General features: G+C 68.2%; 16 protein-coding genes. 6 read left to right on the top strand and 10 right to left on the bottom strand.

Annotation, left to right across the window (positions count from 1 at the left end; all coding sequences use genetic code 11):
- Positions 1-45: 45 nt before the first annotated feature.
- From AAG816_RS05815 to AAG816_RS05805, 3 genes are read right to left on the bottom strand one after another with little or no spacing between them, the layout of a single operon-like run.
- Positions 46-561, bottom strand: coding sequence for a periplasmic heavy metal sensor (locus AAG816_RS05815; protein ID WP_341988603.1), 516 nt, complete (start codon positions 559-561; stop codon positions 46-48).
- Positions 558-1,079, bottom strand: a complete 522-nt coding sequence (locus tag AAG816_RS05810; RefSeq protein WP_341988602.1) for a hypothetical protein — start codon at positions 1,077-1,079, stop codon at positions 558-560. Before AAG816_RS05810 ends, AAG816_RS05815 begins: the two co-directional genes overlap by 4 nt.
- Before the next feature lie 3 nt (positions 1,080-1,082).
- The gene (locus tag AAG816_RS05805) at positions 1,083-1,631 is read right to left on the bottom strand and encodes a sigma-70 family RNA polymerase sigma factor (protein WP_341988600.1); all 549 of its coding nucleotides are present in this window, start codon (positions 1,629-1,631) and stop codon (positions 1,083-1,085) included.
- A 269-nt stretch (positions 1,632-1,900) separates the two neighbouring features.
- On the opposite strand from AAG816_RS05805, the gene AAG816_RS05800 reads away from it, so the two are divergent.
- From AAG816_RS05800 to edd, 3 genes are all read left to right on the top strand, one after another.
- Positions 1,901-3,076, top strand: coding sequence for an efflux RND transporter periplasmic adaptor subunit (locus AAG816_RS05800; RefSeq protein ID WP_341988599.1), 1,176 nt, complete (start codon positions 1,901-1,903; stop codon positions 3,074-3,076).
- Positions 3,073-6,228, top strand: coding sequence for a multidrug efflux RND transporter permease subunit (locus AAG816_RS05795; protein ID WP_341988598.1), 3,156 nt, complete (start codon positions 3,073-3,075; stop codon positions 6,226-6,228). The genes AAG816_RS05800 and AAG816_RS05795 overlap by 4 nt, the downstream gene beginning before the upstream one ends.
- Before the next feature lie 270 nt (positions 6,229-6,498).
- A complete protein-coding gene (gene edd, locus AAG816_RS05790; protein WP_341988597.1) occupies positions 6,499-8,340 on the top strand; it encodes a phosphogluconate dehydratase in 1,842 nt (613 codons plus the stop codon).
- Positions 8,341-8,401: 61 nt separating this feature from the next.
- On the opposite strand, the gene fabI is transcribed toward edd, so the two are convergent.
- The 5 genes from fabI to AAG816_RS05765 all read right to left on the bottom strand — a co-directional run bounded on the left by fabI (position 8,402) and on the right by AAG816_RS05765 (position 13,437).
- Positions 8,402-9,175, bottom strand: coding sequence for an enoyl-ACP reductase FabI (gene fabI / locus AAG816_RS05785; protein ID WP_341988596.1), 774 nt, complete (start codon positions 9,173-9,175; stop codon positions 8,402-8,404).
- Complete coding sequence (locus AAG816_RS05780) at positions 9,172-10,365, bottom strand: acetate/propionate family kinase (protein WP_341988595.1); 1,194 nt, start codon at positions 10,363-10,365, stop codon at positions 9,172-9,174. Before AAG816_RS05780 ends, fabI begins: the two co-directional genes overlap by 4 nt.
- Positions 10,362-11,753, bottom strand: a complete 1,392-nt coding sequence (locus tag AAG816_RS05775) for a bifunctional enoyl-CoA hydratase/phosphate acetyltransferase (RefSeq protein WP_341988594.1) — start codon at positions 11,751-11,753, stop codon at positions 10,362-10,364. The genes AAG816_RS05780 and AAG816_RS05775 overlap by 4 nt, the downstream gene beginning before the upstream one ends.
- A 163-nt stretch (positions 11,754-11,916) precedes the next feature.
- Positions 11,917-12,696: a DUF1217 domain-containing protein gene (locus tag AAG816_RS05770; RefSeq protein ID WP_341988593.1), complete on the bottom strand. Its 780-nt coding sequence runs from the start codon at positions 12,694-12,696 to the stop codon at positions 11,917-11,919.
- A 105-nt stretch (positions 12,697-12,801) separates the two neighbouring features.
- Positions 12,802-13,437: a hypothetical protein gene (locus tag AAG816_RS05765; protein ID WP_341988592.1), complete on the bottom strand. Its 636-nt coding sequence runs from the start codon at positions 13,435-13,437 to the stop codon at positions 12,802-12,804.
- A gap of 444 nt (positions 13,438-13,881) precedes the next feature.
- Here AAG816_RS05765 and AAG816_RS05760 point away from each other — a divergent pair, with 444 nt between their 5' ends.
- Both AAG816_RS05760 and AAG816_RS05755 read left to right on the top strand, forming a co-directional pair.
- On the top strand, positions 13,882-15,273 hold the full coding sequence (locus tag AAG816_RS05760; RefSeq protein ID WP_341988591.1) for a CoA transferase: 1,392 nt from the start codon (positions 13,882-13,884) through the stop codon (positions 15,271-15,273).
- 6 nt (positions 15,274-15,279) lie between these two features.
- Positions 15,280-16,128 carry a 4'-phosphopantetheinyl transferase superfamily protein gene (locus AAG816_RS05755; protein WP_341988590.1) on the top strand — a complete coding sequence of 283 codons (849 nt, stop codon included), beginning with the start codon at positions 15,280-15,282 and terminating at the stop codon, positions 16,126-16,128.
- Here AAG816_RS05755 and AAG816_RS05750 read toward each other — a convergent pair.
- Positions 16,092-16,937 carry a metallophosphoesterase gene (locus AAG816_RS05750; protein ID WP_341988589.1) on the bottom strand — a complete coding sequence of 282 codons (846 nt, stop codon included), beginning with the start codon at positions 16,935-16,937 and terminating at the stop codon, positions 16,092-16,094. The genes AAG816_RS05755 and AAG816_RS05750 overlap by 37 nt on opposite strands.
- 155 nt (positions 16,938-17,092) lie before the next feature.
- Between AAG816_RS05750 and AAG816_RS05745 the strand changes: the two genes are divergently transcribed.
- Positions 17,093-17,473, top strand: coding sequence for a DUF983 domain-containing protein (locus tag AAG816_RS05745; protein WP_341988588.1), 381 nt, complete (start codon positions 17,093-17,095; stop codon positions 17,471-17,473).
- 37 nt (positions 17,474-17,510) lie between these two features.
- Here the strand turns inward: AAG816_RS05745 and AAG816_RS05740 are convergent, their stop codons facing one another.
- Positions 17,511-18,917: a TRAP transporter large permease gene (locus tag AAG816_RS05740; RefSeq protein ID WP_341988587.1), complete on the bottom strand. Its 1,407-nt coding sequence runs from the start codon at positions 18,915-18,917 to the stop codon at positions 17,511-17,513.
- Between the last annotated feature and the right edge of the window lie 3 nt (positions 18,918-18,920).

Below are 18,920 nucleotides of genomic sequence, written 5' to 3'. Positions count from 1 at the left end.
CCTGATCGGCGACGGCGGGCGGAGAGGGGCATGGCGGAAGCGTCCTCAGCGGCCTTGGGGGAATGAATGTGCCGGCCGGTTGCCCTCTTCGGTGGGCGGCACCCAGTCGGCGAGGCGAGCGCGGCCTTCCGGCGACATCTCGGTGGCCGCCCGCAGCAGGGCCCCGTGCAGGGTGCGCCACACGGCGCGGCGGGCGTCGCGCAGCGCGGACAGCGCGGTGTCGGCGGTGGCGGGGTCGAACGTGGGCGCATCCAGCGCCCGGCGCACCGCCTCCTGGGCCCGGCGGCTGACGGCGCGGTCGCTTTCGATGGTGGGCTCGGCGGCCTGGAACTGGGCGTAGAGCACCTTGGCGTCGGGGCCGGGCAAGGTGGCGGCCAGCCGGTCGATGCGGGCGGCGGGGCTGCGGTCCAACGCCACCGCCGCCGGCAGGGCCGGCGCCTGGGCCTGGCGCCACCCCACCGCCACGGCGGCGCCGACGAAGAACAAATTGAGCGCCAGCGAGCCCACCAGGAGCAGGCGCTGCGGGGGGAGGGCGCCGAGGCGCAGGCTCAGTCCACTCATAGGCCGGTCTCCGCGAGCGGGTCGGGTTCGAACATGATGGCGCTCACGTCCGCATCGGCCACCGTGACCCGTTGGGCGGCAAACGGTGGCGCAAGCCCGCCGGGGCCGACCGCATGGGAGCCCAGCAGGAAGCCGAGCATGGCCATGCCCGCCAAGGCGGCGATGCTGGGCCAGGCCGGGCGCAGATCGAAATTCAGCAGCCAGCCGGGCAGCACCGCCATCCGCCGCGCCTGGGCGGGGAGGGGGCGCGCCGCCAGCCGCGCCGTCACGCGCCGCGCTGCCGCCTGGTCCTCGGCGGCGGCGGGGCCGGACAGTCCGCGATGGATCAGGCCGTCGAGATGCTGCGCCTGGGTCAGCAGCGTCCGCGCCTGGGGATCGGCCAGGAAGAGAGCGTGCGCACCGGCGCGCAACTGCGGCGGCCACAACGTGATCTCGGAGCCGTGGCGCGCCAGCGCCTCCTCCAGCGCGCGGCGGGACAGCGCAGAGGGGAGCGGCGGGGTCTTGTGGGTCCGGCTCATGGCCTAGTCTCCCGAAAAGATGCGACTGCCGAGGCTGCCGCGCAGCGCCTTGCGGGCGCGCACCAGCAGCGTTTCCACGCCGCCCACCGAGGTGCCGATGACGTCGGCGGTGCGGCTGTTGGACAGGCCCTCCCAATACGTGAGCAGGACCACAGCACGCTGACGCGGCGGAAGAGCGGCAATGGCGGCGGCCAGTTGCCGCGCCTCGTCCCGGCGCTCCAGCCGGGCCTGGGCGTCGGGCCGGGGGTCCACCGGCTCGCCGGCCTCCGCCAGATCCGCGAACGGGGCGCGGCGGCGGTGGTTGAGGCAGAGATTGACCACGATGCGGTAGAACCAGGTGCCGAAGGCGGCGGTGGGCTGCCAGCGCGGCGCCGCGCGCCAGACCCGCAGCAAGGCCTCCTGGGCGATTTCCTCGGCGTCGGCTTCGTTGCCGAGAAAACGGCGCGCCAGTGCGACCGCCCGGACGGCGTATCGTTCGCTGAGCACCCGGAATGCGGGCTCGTCCCCTCCGGCGACCCGCGCCATGAGGTCTTCGTCGTTCGGCTCACGCATCCGGGAACTCGATCCCGCCCCTGGTTGCAGAATGCCACCATGGTGCATTCCTCCTCAATCCCATTCGCCGGTTAAGGCCAATCTTCCGCACTGACGGCGGATTTTTCCCGGTCCGCAGAACGCGCTTCCTCTGTTTGAACCCTTGGACCGGCCAAACCCTGCGCAAGGTCATGCGATCACGGGTTCGTGAGCTTGGCCGGATCGGCGCAGGGTTTGTGCAATGCAGCGTGTTCAAGGTCTGACTGCCGCGTTCCGAGGGAAAAAAGCCGATGCGCCGTGCCGTATGGATCGTGGCCACGATGGTCATCGTGGCGGGAGGTTTGGCGTGGCGCTTCGGCGTTGCCGCCCCGGCGCCCGAGGCGGCCCGGCCCCGGGCGCCGGCGCCCATTCCGGTGGTGGCGGCCATGACCCGGGCCCAGGACGTGCCGGTCTATGTCACCGGCATCGGCGCGGTGCAGGCCTTCAACACCGTCACCGTGAAGGTGCGGGTGGATGGCGAATTGCAGAAGGTGTCCTTCACCGAAGGGCAGGATGTAAAGGCCGGCGACGTGCTGGCCCAGATCGATCCGCGCCCCTTCGCCGCCTCCCTGGCCCAGGCCCAGGCCGCCAAGGCCAAGGACATGGCCCAGCTCAATAACGCCAAGATGGATCTGGAGCGCTACAAGACGCTGGTGGCCAAGAATGCCGCCTCGCAGCAGACCCTCGACACCCAGACCGCCCAGGTGGCGCAGTATGAGGCCGCGGTCCAGGGCGATCAGGCGGCCATCGACAGTGCCGAGGTGCAGCTGGGCTACACCACCATCAAGGCGCCGATCTCCGGCCGCACCGGCGTGCGGCTGGTGGACCAGGGCAATATCGTGCGCGCCACCGACACCACCGGCGTGGTGGTCATCACCCAGGTCAAGCCGATCTCGGTGATCTTCGCCATGCCGCAGGATCGCCTCGACGAACTGGTCGCCGCCATGGCGCACGGGCCGGTGGCGGTGCTGGCCTTCAAGCGCGACGGCACCACCCAGCTCGGCACCGGCAAGGTGGAGCTGATCGACAACCAGATCGACTCCAGCACCGGCACATTGCGGGTGAAGGCTACCTTCCCCAATGACGACCTCAAGCTCTGGCCCGGCGCGTTCGTGAATGTGCAGGTGCAGGTGCGCAAGCTGACCGCCGCGGTGACCCTCCCCGCCCAGGTGGTGCAGCGCGGCGCCGATGGCCTGTTCGTCTATGTGATCAAGACCGACGACACGGTGGAGAAGCGCACCGTGACCCTGGGGCCGACCACGGCGGGCACCAGCGTGATCGCTTCCGGCCTGAAGCTGGACGAGCGGGTGGTGGTGGATGGCCAGCTCAGGCTGACACCGGGCGCCAAGGTGTCCGTCACCGGCGCGCCGCCGCCGGCGACCGCTCCCGCGCCGGTGAGCGACGCCAGCACGAAGACGCCCGCATGAGCATCTCGACCCCCTTCATCCGGCGCCCGATCGCCACCACGCTGCTGATGGTGGCCATGGTGCTGGTGGGCGCCATCGCCTATCCGCTGCTGCCGGTGGCGCCGCTGCCGCAGGTGGACTTTCCCACCATCCAGGTGTCCGCCAGCCTGCCGGGCGCCAGCCCGGAGACCATGGCCTCCTCGGTGGCCACGCCTTTGGAGCGGCAGTTCAGCCAGATCGCTGGCGTGACGCAGATGACCTCGTCCAGCGCATTGGGCGTCGCCTCCATCACCATCCAGTTCGATCTCGCCCGCAATATCGACGCGGCCGCCCAGGACGTGCAGTCGGCCATCACCGCCGCCTCGGGCCAATTGCCCAAGAATCTTCCCAGCCCCCCGACATTCCGCAAGGTCAATCCGGCGGATTCGCCGATCCTGATCATTGCGGTTCAGTCGCAGCTCTATCCCATCACCAAGGTGGACGATCTGGCGGACACCATCCTGGCGCAGCAGATCAGCCAGATTCCCGGCATCGCCCAGGTGGCGATCACCGGCGAGCAGAAGCCGGCGGTGCGGGTGCAGGTGGACCCGGCCAAGCTGGCGGCCTTGGGCATGAGCCTGGAGGATGTGCGCGGGGTGCTGGCCGCCGCCACGGTGGATTCGCCGAAGGGCAGCTTCGACGGCCCGACCCAGAGCTTCACCATCTATGCGGACGACCAGCTGCTGGCCTCCCAGCCGTGGAACGATGTCATCATCGCCTATAAGAACGGCGCCCCGGTGCGCATCCGCGACATCGGCGCCGCGGTGGATGCCCCCGAGAACATGCGCCTAGCCTCCTGGCAGAAGGGCAAGCGCGGCATTCAGCTGATCGTGTTCAAGCAGCCGGGCGCCAATGTGATCGAGACCGTGGACCGGGTGCGGGCCATGATCCCACGCCTGGAGGCCTCGCTGCCGCCGGGCATCAGCGTCGACATCCTCACCGACCGCACCCAGACCATCCGCGCCTCGGTGGAGGATGTGCAACTCACCATGCTGCTGACCATCGCCCTGGTGGTGGCGGTGATCTTCGCATTTTTGCGCAACGTCTGGGCCACCATCATCCCGTCCATCACCGTGCCCATGGCGCTGATCGGTACCTTCGCGGTGATGTATGTGCTGGGCTACAGCCTGGACAATCTCTCGCTCATGGGCCTGACCATCGCGGTGGGCTTCGTAGTCGATGACGCCATCGTCATGCTGGAGAACATCCACCGGCATATCGAGGAGGGGCTCTCGCCCATGGATGCGGCCCTCAAGGGCGCGGGCGAGATCGGCTTCACCATCATTTCCATCAGCCTGTCGCTGATCGCGGTGTTCATCCCGGTGCTGCTCATGGGCGGCATCGTCGGCCGGCTGCTGCGGGAATTCGCGGTGACCGTGACCATCACCATCCTGGTTTCGGTGGTGGTGTCGCTGACCCTCACCCCCATGATGTGCTCGCTGTTTCTCAAGAGCGAGCACGGGGTGAAGCACGGCCGGGTCTATATGGCGTCCGAAGCCTTCTTCGACGGCATGCTGCGCGGCTATGACCGCGGCCTGAAGTGGGTGCTGCGGCACCAGACACTCGCCCTCATGAGCCTGTTCGTGACCCTGGCGGCCACAATCGCGCTCTATGTGGCCATTCCCAAGGGCTTCTTCCCGCAGCAGGACACCGGCTTCCTCACCGGCTTCACAGAGGCGGCGCAGGACATTTCCTTCGCCGCCATGTCGCAGAAGCAGCAGGCGCTGATGGCCATCGTCGCCAAGGATCCGGACGTGGAAAGCGTGGCGGGATCGGTGGGCGCCACCGGCGGCTCGCAGACCATCAACACCGGGCGCATGTGGATCAACCTGAAGCCGCGCGACGAGCGCGGCGCCAGCGCCGACCAGATCATCAACCGGCTGCGGCCGCAGGTCGCCAAGGTGCCCGGAGCATTGCTGTTCCTCCAGGCATCGCAGGACATCAATGTGGGCGGGCGCCCCGCGCGCACCCAGTATCAATACACCCTTCAGGACGCCAATCTGGCGGAGCTGAACGAATGGGCGCCGAAGATCCTGGCCAAGCTGCGTTCCATCCCGGGCCTCCAGGACGTGGCCACCGACCAGCAGACCAACGCCCCCACAGTCTCGCTCGCCATCGACCGCGACACCGCCGCCCGTTTCGGCATCCAGCCGCAGGTGATCGACGACACGCTCTATGATGCCTTCGGCCAGCGGCAGGTGGCGCAATACTTCACCCAGCTGTCGCAATATCATGTGGTGCTGGAGGTGGATCCGAAGCTCCAGCTGGACGCCAGCTCGCTGGACAAGATCTACGTCAAGTCACCGCGCACCAGCGAGATGATCCCCTTGTCCGCTTTCGTGAAGGTGGACACCAGCAAGACCGCCTATCTCTCCATCAGCCACCAGGGGCAGTTCCCGGCAGTGACGCTGAGCTTCAACCTCGCGCCGGGCACGGCGCTGGGACAGGCGGTGACGGCGATCCGGCAAGCGGAACAGGAGATGGGCAAGCCGGTGACGCTCATCGGCAATTTCCAGGGGACCGCCCAGGCGTTCCAGGACTCCCTGCGCACCCAGCCCTATCTGATCGCGGCCGCCCTGGTGGCGGTCTACATCATCCTCGGTGTGCTCTATGAGAGCTTCATCCACCCCCTGACCATTCTCTCCACCTTGCCGTCCGCGGGCCTCGGGGCACTGCTGACGCTGTATGTGGCCGGCTTTGACCTCAGCGTCATGGGCATCATCGGCATCCTGCTGCTGATCGGCATCGTGAAGAAGAACGGCATCATGATGATCGACTTCGCCTTGCAGCGGGAGCGCGAGGAGGGCATGGCGCCGGAGCAGTCCATCTATGAGGCCTGCCTCACCCGCTTCCGGCCGATCATGATGACCACCATGGCGGCGCTGCTGGGCGGCCTGCCGCTGATGCTGGGCACCGGCACCGGCTCGGAACTGCGTCAGCCGCTGGGCTTTGCCATCGTCGGTGGCCTGATCGTCAGCCAGATCCTGACCCTCTACACCACGCCGGTGGTATATCTGGCCATGCACCGGCTCACCACGCGCCTCGCCCGCTGGCGCCGCAAGACCATTGCCGCCCATGACCCGCCGGCCGACACGGCGGTGGTCCAGCTGGAGCGGCCCACGGCGGCGGAATAAGGCACAGGCGCATCGGTCTCCCGCCACCGCCCTGCGGCTTCGGGCGGTGGCATGCCGCTGTCATGGGCGCCATGCCATGTTTGCCCGCGCCGCTACGGCAGGTGGGCAACAAGGGTTGCGCATCCCCGTCGCGCGCCGACATAGATAAGATGAACCAGACTCGCAGCGCCGAGAGACGGATGCCGCTGTTCGGCATCGCCCTCCCGGACGTTGTTCGGGCGTGGGGGCATCGTGTCCGCCGCCTGCAACCGCCCAGCCAGGAGGCACGCCATGGCCATCCAAGCCACTCTCAATGCCCGCGTCGGTGAGGTTACGGCGCGCATCGCCCAGCGCAGCGCCGCCACCCGCCAGCGCTATCTGGCGCAGATCGCCGCCGCCGGTGAGGAAGGCCCCCGCCGCCGGGCGCTGGGCTGCGCCAACCAGGCGCACGGCTTTGCCGCCTGCGGTGTCGGCGACAAAGCCGAACTGCGGGCCGGCGATGGCGGCAACCTGGCCATCGTCACCGCCTATAATGACATGCTCAGCGCCCACCAGCCCTATGAGCGCTATCCCGATCTGATCCGCGCCGCCGCGCGGGAGGCGGGCGGCGTGGCCCAGGTGGCCGGCGGCGTGCCGGCCATGTGCGACGGCGTCACCCAGGGCGAAGCGGGCATGGAGCTGTCGCTGTTCTCCCGCGAGGTGATCGCGCTCTCCACTGCGGTGGCCCTGTCGCACCAGACCTTTGATGCGGCGGTGTTCCTGGGCATTTGCGACAAGATCGTGCCGGGGCTGGTGATCGGGGCGTTGTCGTTCGGCCATCTGCCGGCGATCTTCCTGCCCGGCGGTCCCATGACCTCGGGCCTGCCCAATGACGAGAAGACCCGGATCCGGCAATTGTTCGCCGAGGGCAAGGTGGGGCGCGACGCCCTGCTGGAGGCGGAGTCCCAGTCGTACCACGGGCCGGGCACCTGCACCTTCTACGGCACCGCCAACACCAATCAGATGATGATGGAGATCATGGGCGTGCATCTGCCCGGCGCCTCCTTCGTCAATCCCAACACGCCATTGCGCGACGCGCTGACCCGCGAGGGCGCCAAGCGGGCGCTGGCCATCAGCGCCTTGGGCAACCATTACACCCCCATCGGCCGCATGCTGGACGAGAAGGCGTTCGTCAATGCGGTGGTCGGCCTGCATGCCACCGGCGGCTCCACCAACCACACCTTGCATCTGGTGGCCATGGCGGCGGCGGCGGGCCTCACTTTGACCTGGGACGATTTCTCGGACCTCGCCGAAGTGGTACCGCTGCTGGCGCGGGTCTATCCCAATGGCAAGGCGGACGTGAACCATTTCCAGGCCGCCGGCGGCATGGGCTTCGTGATCCGCGAATTGCTGTTGCAGGGCCTGCTGCACGAGGATGTGGAGACCATCTGGGGCACCGGCCTCAATGGCTATACCGCGGAGCCCATGCTGGACGCCGAGGGCAACCTCGCGTGGCGCGAAGGCGCCACCGCCTCGGGCGATGAAGCGGTGCTGCGGCCCCTGGAGCGGCCGTTCCAGCCCACCGGCGGCTTGCGGGTGCTGGATGGCAATCTGGGCCGTGCGGTCAGCAAGACCTCGGCCGTGGCCTCCGAGCGCCACATCATCGAGGCCCCCGCCCGCGTGTTCCATTCCCAGGAGGCGTTGCAGGCGGCGTTCAAGGCCGGCAGCCTCACCGGGGATTTCGTGGCGGTGGTGCGGTTCCAGGGCCCCAAGGCCAACGGCATGCCCGAGCTGCACAAATTGATGCCGCCCTTGGGCGTGCTGCAGGATCGCGGGCAGAAGGTGGCCCTCGTCACCGACGGGCGCATGTCCGGCGCCTCGGGCAAGGTGCCGTCGGCCATTCACGTGACGCCGGAAGCGGCCAATGGCGGCCCCATCGCCAAGATCCGCGATGGCGACATGGTGCGCTTCGACGGCGTGAACGGCCATCTCACCGTGCTGGTGGACGCGGCCGAATGGGCGGCACGGCCGGTGGCGGTGGAAGACCTCTCCTCCTCGCACATCGGCGTCGGCCGGGAATTGTTCGCGCCGTTCCGCGCGGCGGTGGGCAGCGCGGAGCACGGCGCCAGCATCTTCGACCGCACGGCGGCCTGAGGGCGGCGGTCTCCTGAATAAAGGCTCCGGTCCGTGGAAGGACCGGAGCCTTTTTTATGGGTCAGGCGACGATATGGAAGCCGTGGTCGGCATAGGTGACGGAGCCGTTCAGCGGCGCGCCGGCCTCGCTGGCCAGCAGCGCCGCCACCCGGCCGATCTCCTCGATGGTCACCAATTGGTTGGCGGGGGTGCGCTCGCGCACCTTGTCCAGCAATTCATCGAAGCGATCGATCCCGGAGGCGGCGCGCGTCTTCACCGGCCCGGCGGAGAGGGCGTGCACATGGATGCGGCGCGGGGCCAGATCCACCGCCAGATAGCGCACCACCGCCTCCAGCGCCGCTTTCACCGGCCCCATGAGATTGTAGTGCTCCACCACCCGGTCGGCGCCGTAGAAGCTGACCGTCTGCAGCGAGCCGCCGTTGCGCATCAGCGGCACCGCCAGCTTGGCCGCCCGCACGAAGGAGTGGCAGGACACATCCATGGCCTGGGCGAAGCCGTCCGCCGAGCAGTCGATCAGATTGGCGTGCAGATCCTCGCGCGGGGCGAAGGCGATGGAGTGGAACACGAAGTCCAGCCCGTCCCAGCGGGTTTCGATCTCCTGGAACACCGCTTCCAGCTGGCCGGGAATGCGCACGTCGCAGGGCACGATGATGGACGCCTCCAGCGCTTCCGCCAGCGGGCGCACATAGGGATCGGCCTTGGCGTTGAGATAGGTCACCGCCAGTTCAGCCCCGGCGGCGCGCAGCATGCGGGCGCAGCCATAGGCGATGGAGCTTTCATTGGCGATGCCGATGATCAGGCCCCGCTTTCCGGCGAGATCGACGATCGGCATCATGAGCTGAACTCCGGGGCATGCAGGATGGAGAAGGTTTCGTCCGCGATCACCTGCTCCTCGTCCGTGGGCAGGACGAAGACGGCAACGCGGCTGTCCGGGGCGTTGATGCGGGTGGCATTGGCCGCGTTCGTCGCCGCATCCAGGGACACCCCCAGCCAGCCCAGATGGGCGCACACCGCCGCGCGGATGGCCGGCTGGTGCTCGCCGATGCCGGCGGTGAACACCAAGGCATCCAGGCCGGACAAGGTATTGGCCAGCGCCGCGGTCTCCCGCGCGATGCGGAAGCTGAAATAATCCAGCGCCTCGCGGGCCTCGGGGGCCGGGCTCTCCAGCAGAGCCCGGCTGTCGGCACTGATGCCGGACAGGCCCAGCAGGCCGGAGCGATGGTAGAGCATGTCCTCCACCTCACTGAGCGGCAGGCCCTTCTGGGTCAAAAGATGCAGGAGGACGCCGGGGTCCAGCGCGCCGCAGCGGGTGGCCATGGGGATGCCGTCCAGGGTGGAGAAGCCCATGCTGGTGTCGACGCTTAAGCCGCCCTGGAGCGCGCACAGGCTGGCGCCGCTGCCCAGATGGGCGGCCACCACCCGGCCTTGCGCCACCTCCGGTGCCTCGCGGGCCAGGGCCGAGGCGATGTATTTGTACGACAGCCCATGGAAGCCGTAGCGCTTGATGCCGGCATCGAACAGATCGCGCGGTAGAGCGAAGCGGCGGACCTGGTCGCTCTGGGTGCGGTGGAAGGCGGTGTCGAACGAGGCCACCTGCGGCAGGTGCGGGCGCAGATGCTCGATGGCCTTGATCAGCCGCACGCTGTGCGGCTGATGCAGCGGGGCCAGCGGCACCAGCGCGGCGATGGCGTCCGCCACCTCCGGGGTGATGCGCACCGGGCCGGAGAATTGATCGCCGCCATGCACCACCCGATGGCCGATGGCGGTCAGCGCGCTCACGCCGAAATGCTGTGCCAGCCAGCCCAGCGTCTCCGCGATCACCTCGTGCAGATCCTCGGTGACCGCAGCCTTGAGCGGAATCTCCGCCGTGGTGGGGCCTTCCACGATGTGCAGGCACAAGGGCACGTGGCGCAGGTCGATGACGCCCTTGCCCAGGCGGCGGGTTCCCTCCGCACCGTCCGCAAACAGGCCGATCTTGATGGTGGACGAGCCGGGGTTGAAGGTCAGCAGGATGTGGTCGCTCATGCGGACACCGCCCCCTTGGCGGCGCCGGCGGCCGAGAGCTTGGCCAGGGCCACGGAAGCGAGGCGTACCCGCACGGAATCCGCCCGGCTGGTGAGGATGATGGGCACCCGCGCCCCCAGCACCAGCCCGGCGGCATCGGCCCCGGCCAGATAGATCATCTGCTTGGCCAGGACGTTGCCGGTCTCCAGGTTCGGCACCAGCAGGATGTCCGCCTGTCCGGCGACCGGGGAGACGATCTCCTTGATCCGCGCGGAATCGAAGCTCACCGCATTGTCGAACGCCAGCGGCCCGTCCACCTTGGCGCCGGTGATCTGGCCGCGCAGGGCCATCATGGCCAGCGCCGCCGCGTCCAGCGTCGCCTGCATATCGGGATTGATGGTCTCCACCGCCGCCAGCACCGCCACCAGCGGCTCCGCCACGCCCAGGCGATGCAGCAGATCGATGGCGTTCTGGCAGATGTCGCGCTTCTGGGCGAGGGTGGGGGCGATGTTGATGGCGGCGTCGGTGACCATCAAGGGCTTGGGATAGGTGGGCACGTCGAGGGCATAGACATGGCTGATGCGGCGCTCGGTCTTCAGGCCGGAGCCCGAGGCCAGGATGGCGCCCAGCAGTTCGTCGGTGTGCAGGCTGCCCTTCATCAGGGCGCCCAATTTGCCGGCGGCGGCCAGTTCCACCGCGCGGGCGGCGGCGGCGTGGCTGTGCTCGGTCTCCTCGATCCGCAGGCCCGTGAGGGATACGCCCGCCGCGTCCGCCGCGGCGCGGATCTTCCGCTCGGGACCGATCAGCACCGGCTCGATCAGGCCTTCGTCGCGGGCCTCGATGGCCGCCTGGATCGCCTCGGTGCTGCACGGATGCACCACGCCCACCACCATTGTCGGCAGGCCGCGGGCCTCGTCGATGAAGCGCTCATGGCGCACATGGGGGCGCACGGCCACATCGGGCACCGCCATGCGCGGCAGACAGAGTTTTTCCGCCGGTGCGATCACGGTGGCGGTGCCGGTGAGCACCTCCTCGCCCTTCTGATTGGTGCAGCGGGTGTCCAGCGTCACGATCCGCTTGTCGGCGCGCTTCTCGGTGACCGTGACCGAGGCGGTCACCGTGTCGCCCGGCGCCACCGGCCGGCGGAACTGCAAGGTCTGGCCGAGATAGATCGTGCCGGGGCCGGGTAGTTCGGTGCCCAGCAAGGTGGAGATGAGCGCGCCGGTCCACATGCCGTGAATGACGATATGGCCGAACATGTCGGTGGCGGCGTAGGCGGCGTCGAGATGGGCGGGGTTTACATCGCCGGACACGGCGGCAAAGAGCTTGATGTCGTCCTCGGTCACGGTGCGGACGAGGGAGGCGGTATCGCCCAGGGCCAGCTCTTCGAACGTGCGATTCTGCAACATATCTCTCGTCATGGACACACTCGCTGCGCGCTGCGGGACCGCACCGGGAGAGGCACGATACCGCGTTGCAGCAACAGTGGTCCGACGACGCGCCCGCCGCCTTGCGGCAGGACAAAACAATGTGCCCGGGAAACGATCTCAGGCAGAGCCGGACAGCGGCGGCTCAGCCGCCATACTTCAGGTCCAGCAGGCTCGAGCTGACGCCAGTGGAGACGTAGCTGTTGCTGGTGTCGAACAATTGCAGCACCGGATCGCTGGAGGTGTTGTTCTGCACATCCCACATGACCGTGAACCGCTTCAGGAGCTTGTCGACCTTTTCGGGATCCTGGAGGTCCTTCACGTTGAACTTGGCGTCCACCGCCTTCTTCTGCGTCGCGATGTCGGCATTGGCCATCTCGTCCGGGAAGCCATAGACGGTCTTCATCACCTGCCACAATGCCGCGTCGCCCAGCAGGCTATAGGCGGAGGTGGTGGTTGAGGCGTTGCGCTTGAAATAGAGCGCCAGCTGGACGCCCTGGTCATCCGCGCCGGCATTCTCTTCCATCGTCTGCTGGGTAAATTTGTTCACCACCGTGGTGATGTCAGTGGAGTAGGGCAGCGTGCCGTTCTTCAAATAGGCGAACTGCTTGGCGAACGACTTGAACTTGTCATCAGACAGCTTGTTCACGAAGCTGGTTGAGCTGTTCACGTCGCTGTTCAAGACCTTCTTCATATAGGCCTTGGCATAGGCCATGTCGGAGAGTCCGTAGGCCTTCATGGCATAGTTGAACAGCTGGTAGTTATTCACGAAATCATCGACGGTTTTCACCTTCTCGATGTTCGCTTTGTAATAGGCGGTCTCGCGCGCATTGATCGGATCGGCGGCCTCCTGGGCGAGAACCTTTTCAGAGTTCTTCGCCATATAGGAATATGTCGCGTAGGTGGATCCAAGACTGATGGTCATGCGGCACCCGGTATCAGGAGGCGAGTCACGGCGAGCCCACCGGGCGCGCTTGAGCGATGAGGCTATGGCGTCGGGGTTGCGCGTGGGTTGCGCCGCCCCGGCGGTTCAGATCGCCAGATTCTGGCTGTAGCTGTGCAGGACCTCTTCGCGCGAGCGAATGGCCTCGCCCGTGAAGCGGGTGTTGCCGTTCTCTTCCTCGCCTGGGCCGGGGGCCTTCTGGCCATTGTCGGTGTAATGCACAGGCGCTTCCGGCGAATCAGACACACCGGATGCATTGCGATTGTCCGCTGCGATCTCGACCGCGCTGCGCGCACCGGACGTCTCGGCGTTGAGACGGGCGGAGAGGTCGATCAGCACGGTTCCGGCATTGGAGGCATCCACCACCTTCGGAGCGGCAATGGCATCATGGGCCGGGGCCAAGGCGGGACGGGTATCGTCTTTGCCATCCTTGGTCTTGCCGCCGACCACGGAACGGGCGCGATCCATGTCACCGGCCTGCACGGCGGCGATCAAGGCGCCGAGGCCGGTGCGGCGCTCGCCCCCGCCGGTCACCTCGGTGGCGGCAGCGGCCCGAATGCCGGTTACGGCCTGCACGTCCTGCACGATCATCAGGTACCGCTGGGCTGCGGCCATGTCGCCGGCCATAATGGCAGCGGCCATGGCTTCCGCAGCTTCCCGGCTCTGACGGGTCAAGCTCTGAAGGTTGACGCTCTCGACCGGCGTGACTGGTGCTACCGACATGGCTGTTAAGTCTCCGCGTCCTTCAGACCCCCGCAGGTCCGGGCTGCCCGCCGGCTACCACGGACCTGATCCATGGTTCCTCGCTTGACCCATGGCTTAGTGGGCGAATTCTAGCTTGTGCGAAGCTTGCGCGGTTAGCCCTTCATCGGCCCCGCGCCAGTGGCCGCGCCGCGGCGCGCAAACGCCAACAGGCTGACACTGCAACGCAAAACGCCGACAGCCGCGGGGCGTCATCCCGCGCGCAGCTGTTCACAATTTCGTGATACTGCCCATGTGAAGATGCGTTTTGGCCTTTGCGTGTGCCGTCCGGTGGGCCTAGGCACGGCAGAGCATCGCGCCGCGTCGGAGAGCCGTCCGGTCCATTCTCCGGGGCGCACAACCGCGAATAAGCGCAATCACGGCATGCACCATTTTCTGGCGTGCAGGCCAAGGGAGAGCAGGCCCATGTCAGAGCCGTCGGTGTTCTCGGAGCTCTTGGGATCCATCTGGGCCGCTGCCGGCGGCGCGCCGGCGCAGCTTGCCGCGGTGGAGGCCCATGGCAGCGGTGCCCTGCCATCGGTGTTCGCGGTCACCGACCTCGCGGCGGCCTCCGTCGCTGCGGCGGGCGCGGCCGTGGCCGAACTGGTGGCGACGGCGGGCGGTGCGGTGCCGCAGGTGCGGGTGGATCGGCGCCTGGCGTCCCTGTGGTTTTCCATGTCCATCCGGCCCATGGGGTGGGATCTCCCGCCCGCCTGGGATGCCATTGCCGGCGACTATGCCACGGCCGACGGCTGGATCCGGCTGCATACCAACGCGCCTCACCATCGGGCAGCGGCGCTCAGCGTCCTGGGCACGGCGGCGGACAAGGCTGCGGTCGCGGCGGCGGTGGCGCTGTGGCGTGCCGATACGCTCGAAGCGGCGGTGGTGGCTGCGGGGGGATGCGCCGCGGCCATGCGCTCCAGGGCGCAGTGGGCCGTGCATCCGCAAGGGCTGGCCGTCGCCGCCGAACCCTTGCTGGCGTTGAGCGCGGGTGAGGCCGCAGGGCGCCCCGATTGGCGGGTGCCCGCGGACCGTCCCTTGTCCGGTGTCCGGGTCCTGGACCTGACCCGGATCCTGGCCGGGCCGGTGGCCACGCGGTTTCTGGCCGGGTTCGGCGCGGATGTGCTCCGCATCGATCCGCTCGACTGGGACGAGCCCTCGCTGGCGCCCGAGGTGACGCCGGGCAAGCGCTGCGCCCGGCTGGATTTGAAGGATGCCGGCGCGCTGGCGGTGCTGGAAGGGCTGCTCGCGCAAGCGGACGTGATCGTCCACGGCTACCGCTCCGATGCCCTGGAGCGGCTGGGGTTTTCCGCCGCGCGCCGTCGCGCGCTCAATCCCGCTTTGGTGGAGGTGTGCCTGGATGCCTATGGCTGGAGCGGCCCGTGGAACCGGCGTCGCGGCTTCGATAGCCTGGTGCAGATGAGCACGGGCATCGCGCAGGCCGGCATGGAACTGCTCGGGCGCGACCGTCCCACCCCGTTGCCGGTGCAGGCCCTCGACCATGCCGCAGGTTACATCCTCGCCACCGCCGCCGTGCGGGGACTGACCCAACGCCTGACGACCGGCGCGGGCGGTACGGCCAGGACCTCTTTGGCGCGGGTGGCGGAGCTTCTCGTCGGGGCTGGAACCGCAGCTCCGGGGCCGGCACTGGCGCCGGAGACCCCCGACGATCGATCGCCCGAACTGGAGCAGACTGTGTGGGGGCCAGCCCAGCGCCTGGTGCCGCCGCTCACCGTTTCCGGGACGGCGCTGCGCTGGTCGCGTCCGGCCGGTCCGCTCGGCAGCGCCCCGGCGGAATGGGGCGCGCGGGGTGGTTGAGCGGCCATGGCTGCGGAATTTGCCGACGGTGCGCGGGGCGGGCTAGAGTCCGGCGTGCCTGATCCCGCCCCCGCGCCTGCCGCCGTTACCCCCCTCCCGCCGGATACGGTCTCGGTGCGCTGGCTGGTGCCGGCGCAGATCCCGCCGGACGCTTGGCCCGTCCTCACGGCGTGCCTGGATGACGGTGAACGGGCACGGTCCGCGCGGTTCCATTTCGCCGCCGACCGGGAGGCCTATATCGCGGCCCATGCCCTCACGCGGGGCATGTTGTCGGCCCACGCGCCCCGTGCCCCGCAGGCGTGGCGCTTTGCACCGACCGCCCATGGCCGCCCCGAGATTGCGCGCGCGTTCGACGATCCCCTCCTGCGGTTCAACCTCTCGCACAGTCGCGGGCTGGTGGCGGTGGCGGTGACGGAGCGGCGCGACGTGGGCATCGATGTGGAGGCGGTGGATCCCTCGCGCCTGTCGCTGGATCTGGCCGCCGCCACCTTCGCTCCGGCGGAGGTGGCCTATGTCCGGGGGCTGTCGCCGGCGCAGCGGCCGGAGGCGCTGTTCGCGCTCTGGACGCTCAAGGAAGCTTATATCAAGGCGGTGGGGCAGGGGCTCTCCCTGCCCCTGGACAGCTTCGCCATCGCGTTGGCGCCGCTGTCGATCCAGTTCTCCGACGCCTGTCCAGACGATCCCGCCATCTGGCGGCTCGAACGCCTGCGCCCGATCCGAACCCATGCGCTGGCCCTGGCCGTGCGCCATCCGCAGCCGGCCGCGGTGATGGTGGACGCCGCCGCAATGCCGGTGGCGGAGCTGCTGGCGCGGTGCGCTCAATCCGAGGGGCCCGGGAGAATCTCCCGCAGATAGGGGGCGATGCCGCGCTGGGGATCCCACTGCCGGGGATAGCCCAGCGACACCTCCTCGAACCGCACCCCGTCGCGCCAATCCGTGCGGCGGACGTGGAGATGGCCGCTGACCACGGCGCGGGCGCGATAGCGTCGGTGCCAGTCCTCGGTCAGCGTGGTGCCGCACCAGGGGGTAAAGCGCGGAATGCGCGGGATGCGCACCAGATCCGCCCGCAGCGGATAGTGATTGATCAGGATGGTCTCAACGCTGGGGTCGAGCGCCTCCAGGCGCGCCTGGGTCAAGGCGCAGCGCGCGTGGCACCAGGCAATGCGCGAGGCAAAAGGGGCGGGGCTGAGCAGCATCTCGTCGGCGCAGACCGCGCGCTCTTCCCGCGCCCAGTCCAGCACGTCCTCCAGGGCGACATGGGCGGGGCGGAAGCTGTAGTCATAGAGCAGGAACATGGGCACCAGGACGCACGGCCCGCCCGGCCCCGGCCACAGCGGGTAGGGGTCTTCCGGGGTGAGGACGCCGCACTCCCGCGCCAGATCCACCAGCAGCCGATACTTGGCCTCGCCGCCGCCGCCGGCGGAGACGGTCCACAATTCATGGTTGCCGGGCACCCAGATCAACCGCGCGAACCGCGCACTCAGCATCTCGAAGGCCTGGCGCACCTTGTCCGGATGCTCGGCCACGTCGCCGGCCAGGATGAGCCAGTCGTCGGGAGCGGCCGGAAGCGCGGCGAGGGCCGCGAAATTGGACGGGCTGCTCAGGTGCAGGTCGCTGATGGCCAGCAGTCTCATGCGGGTGGGATCTGCCGGGGGGCGACTCATGACGTCCAACCTAGCCGGCAGGTGCGCACAGGCAAGCCCGGCCCGGCGGGAGCTGCGGGCGCGAGAGCGGGCGATGCGACATCGGCCCACATTGAATCCGATCAATATTGGGCTACGTATGCATTCAATAACGCAACAATAAGCGATGGGCTGTTATGACAATCTCCTATCCCCGGCTGTCCCCCCTTGAGACCGGCGTGCGCGGCCGCTGCCCCCGCTGCGGCGAGGGGCATCTGTTCAACGGCTTTCTCACCTTGGCGCCGTCCTGCGAGGTGTGCGGGCTGGACTTCAGCTTCGCCGATCCCGCCGACGGGCCGGCCTTCTTCGTCATCACCTTCGGTTGCCTGCCGTCGATCCTGTTCGCCATCTGGCTGGAAGTGGCATTTCAGGCGCCCTATTGGGTGCATCTGGTCACCACGCTGCCGCTGCTGCTGGCCACCTGCATCCCACCGCTGCGGCCGCTGAAGGGCTGGCTGGTGGCGAGCCAGTTCTTCTACAAGGCCCAGGAGGGCCGTCTGGTGATGAAGGGCGAATGATGCAGTCAATTCCGCATCATTCGCCCGTCTGAACCGGCTATCGGCCGAGGCCCGCCATGCGCGGCAGCCACAGGGTGAGTTCGGGGATGTAGGTGATGGCCAGCAGGGCCAGCATCAGGGGCACCAGCCAGGGCAGGATGGCCATGGTGGTGCGCTCCACCGACAGCTTGGCCACCCGCGCCAGCACGAACAGCACCATGCCCAAGGGCGGATGCAGCAGCCCGATCATCAGGTTCAGGGTCATCACCAGGCCGAAGTGGATCGGGTCGATGCCCAGCTTCAGCACGATGGGCAGCAGGATCGGCACCAGGATGGTGATGGCAGCGATGGTGTCGATGAAGCAGCCCACGAACAGGATCAAGAGGTTGGCCAGGGCCAGGAACACCCACTTGTTCTGGGTGAAGCTCAAGATCGCGTCCGAGAGCGCCTGCGCCGCCTGACTGGCGGTGAGCAGCCAGGCGAAGATGGAGGCGGCGGTGACGATGAACAGCACCGAGGCAGTGGTCTCGATGGTGTCGAACGTCGCCTTGGCCAGCGCCCGCATGGTCATGGAGCGATAGCGCACCAGCCCCAGGAACAGCGACCACAGCACCGCCGCGACGGCCGCTTCCGTGGGCGTGAACCAGCCCAAGGTCATGCCGCCGATCAGGATCACCGGCGCCATCAGCGCCATGACGGCGGAAAAGTCGAAATACCAGTCTGCCGCCAGCAGCACCGCCAGCGCGATCAGCACCGCGGCATTGAGGGACAGGCCCAGTTCCACCATGACGTAGACGGCGACGGGAAACAGCGCCACCACGCCCACTTCGATGCCGGCCCCGCCCAGCTTGCGCCAGGAGAATTTGGCGTCACTCCCCCAGCCGTTGCGATGGGCGAAGAAGGCCACCGTGGCCATCATCATCAGCGTCATCACCACGCCGGGAATGACCCCGCCGAGAAACAGCGCGCCGATGGAGACATTGGCCAGCATGCCGTAGATCACGAACGGCAAGGATGGCGGGATGATCGGCCCCAAGGTGGCGGAGGCGGCGGTGACGCCCACCGCGAACTCGGTGGAATAGCCATGGTCCTTCATGGCCTTGATCTCGATGGTGCCGAGGCCGGCCGCATCGGCGATGGCGGTGCCGGACATGCCGGAGAACACCACCGAGCCGACAATGTTCACATGCCCCAGTCCGCCGCGCATCCAGCCCACCAGGGCCACGGCGAAGGCATAGATGCGCCCGGTCACGCCGGCGATGTTCATGAGGTTGCCGGCCAGGATGAAGAATGGCACCGCCAGCAGCGGGAAGCTCTCCACCCCGGCGATCATGCGCTGGGCCATGACCACGTCCGGCACCGTGCCGGAGACGATGATGTAGAGCAGCGAGGCGCCGGCCATGGAAATGGCCACCGGCACGCCGCAGATCATGAGGCCGAGAAAGCCGCCGATGAGAATCCACATGGC

This window comes from Azorhizobium sp. AG788 (genome assembly GCF_943371865.1).
Lineage (GTDB): Bacteria > Pseudomonadota > Alphaproteobacteria > Rhizobiales > Xanthobacteraceae > Azorhizobium.
This window is presented reverse-complemented; position numbering and strand designations above follow the sequence as displayed.

Bases quoted from the DNA above. Each gene is read 5' to 3' on its own strand.
- AAG816_RS05815 (WP_341988603.1), bottom strand. From the start codon at position 561: ATGAGTGGACTGAGCCTGCGCCTCGGCGCCCTCCCCCCGCAGCGCCTG.
- AAG816_RS05810 (WP_341988602.1), bottom strand. From the start codon at position 1,079: ATGAGCCGGACCCACAAGACCCCGCCGCTCCCCTCTGCGCTGTCCCGC.
- AAG816_RS05805 (WP_341988600.1), bottom strand. From the start codon at position 1,631: ATGCGTGAGCCGAACGACGAAGACCTCATGGCGCGGGTCGCCGGAGGG.
- AAG816_RS05800 (WP_341988599.1), top strand. From the start codon at position 1,901: ATGCGCCGTGCCGTATGGATCGTGGCCACGATGGTCATCGTGGCGGGA.
- AAG816_RS05795 (WP_341988598.1), top strand. From the start codon at position 3,073: ATGAGCATCTCGACCCCCTTCATCCGGCGCCCGATCGCCACCACGCTG.
- edd (WP_341988597.1), top strand. From the start codon at position 6,499: ATGGCCATCCAAGCCACTCTCAATGCCCGCGTCGGTGAGGTTACGGCG.
- fabI (WP_341988596.1), bottom strand. From the start codon at position 9,175: ATGATGCCGATCGTCGATCTCGCCGGAAAGCGGGGCCTGATCATCGGC.
- AAG816_RS05780 (WP_341988595.1), bottom strand. From the start codon at position 10,365: ATGAGCGACCACATCCTGCTGACCTTCAACCCCGGCTCGTCCACCATC.
- AAG816_RS05775 (WP_341988594.1), bottom strand. From the start codon at position 11,753: ATGTTGCAGAATCGCACGTTCGAAGAGCTGGCCCTGGGCGATACCGCC.
- AAG816_RS05770 (WP_341988593.1), bottom strand. From the start codon at position 12,696: ATGACCATCAGTCTTGGATCCACCTACGCGACATATTCCTATATGGCG.
- AAG816_RS05765 (WP_341988592.1), bottom strand. From the start codon at position 13,437: ATGTCGGTAGCACCAGTCACGCCGGTCGAGAGCGTCAACCTTCAGAGC.
- AAG816_RS05760 (WP_341988591.1), top strand. From the start codon at position 13,882: ATGTCAGAGCCGTCGGTGTTCTCGGAGCTCTTGGGATCCATCTGGGCC.
- AAG816_RS05755 (WP_341988590.1), top strand. From the start codon at position 15,280: ATGGCTGCGGAATTTGCCGACGGTGCGCGGGGCGGGCTAGAGTCCGGC.
- AAG816_RS05750 (WP_341988589.1), bottom strand. From the start codon at position 16,937: ATGAGTCGCCCCCCGGCAGATCCCACCCGCATGAGACTGCTGGCCATC.
- AAG816_RS05745 (WP_341988588.1), top strand. From the start codon at position 17,093: ATGACAATCTCCTATCCCCGGCTGTCCCCCCTTGAGACCGGCGTGCGC.
- AAG816_RS05740 (WP_341988587.1), bottom strand. From the start codon at position 18,917: ATGTGGATTCTCATCGGCGGCTTTCTCGGCCTCATGATCTGCGGCGTG.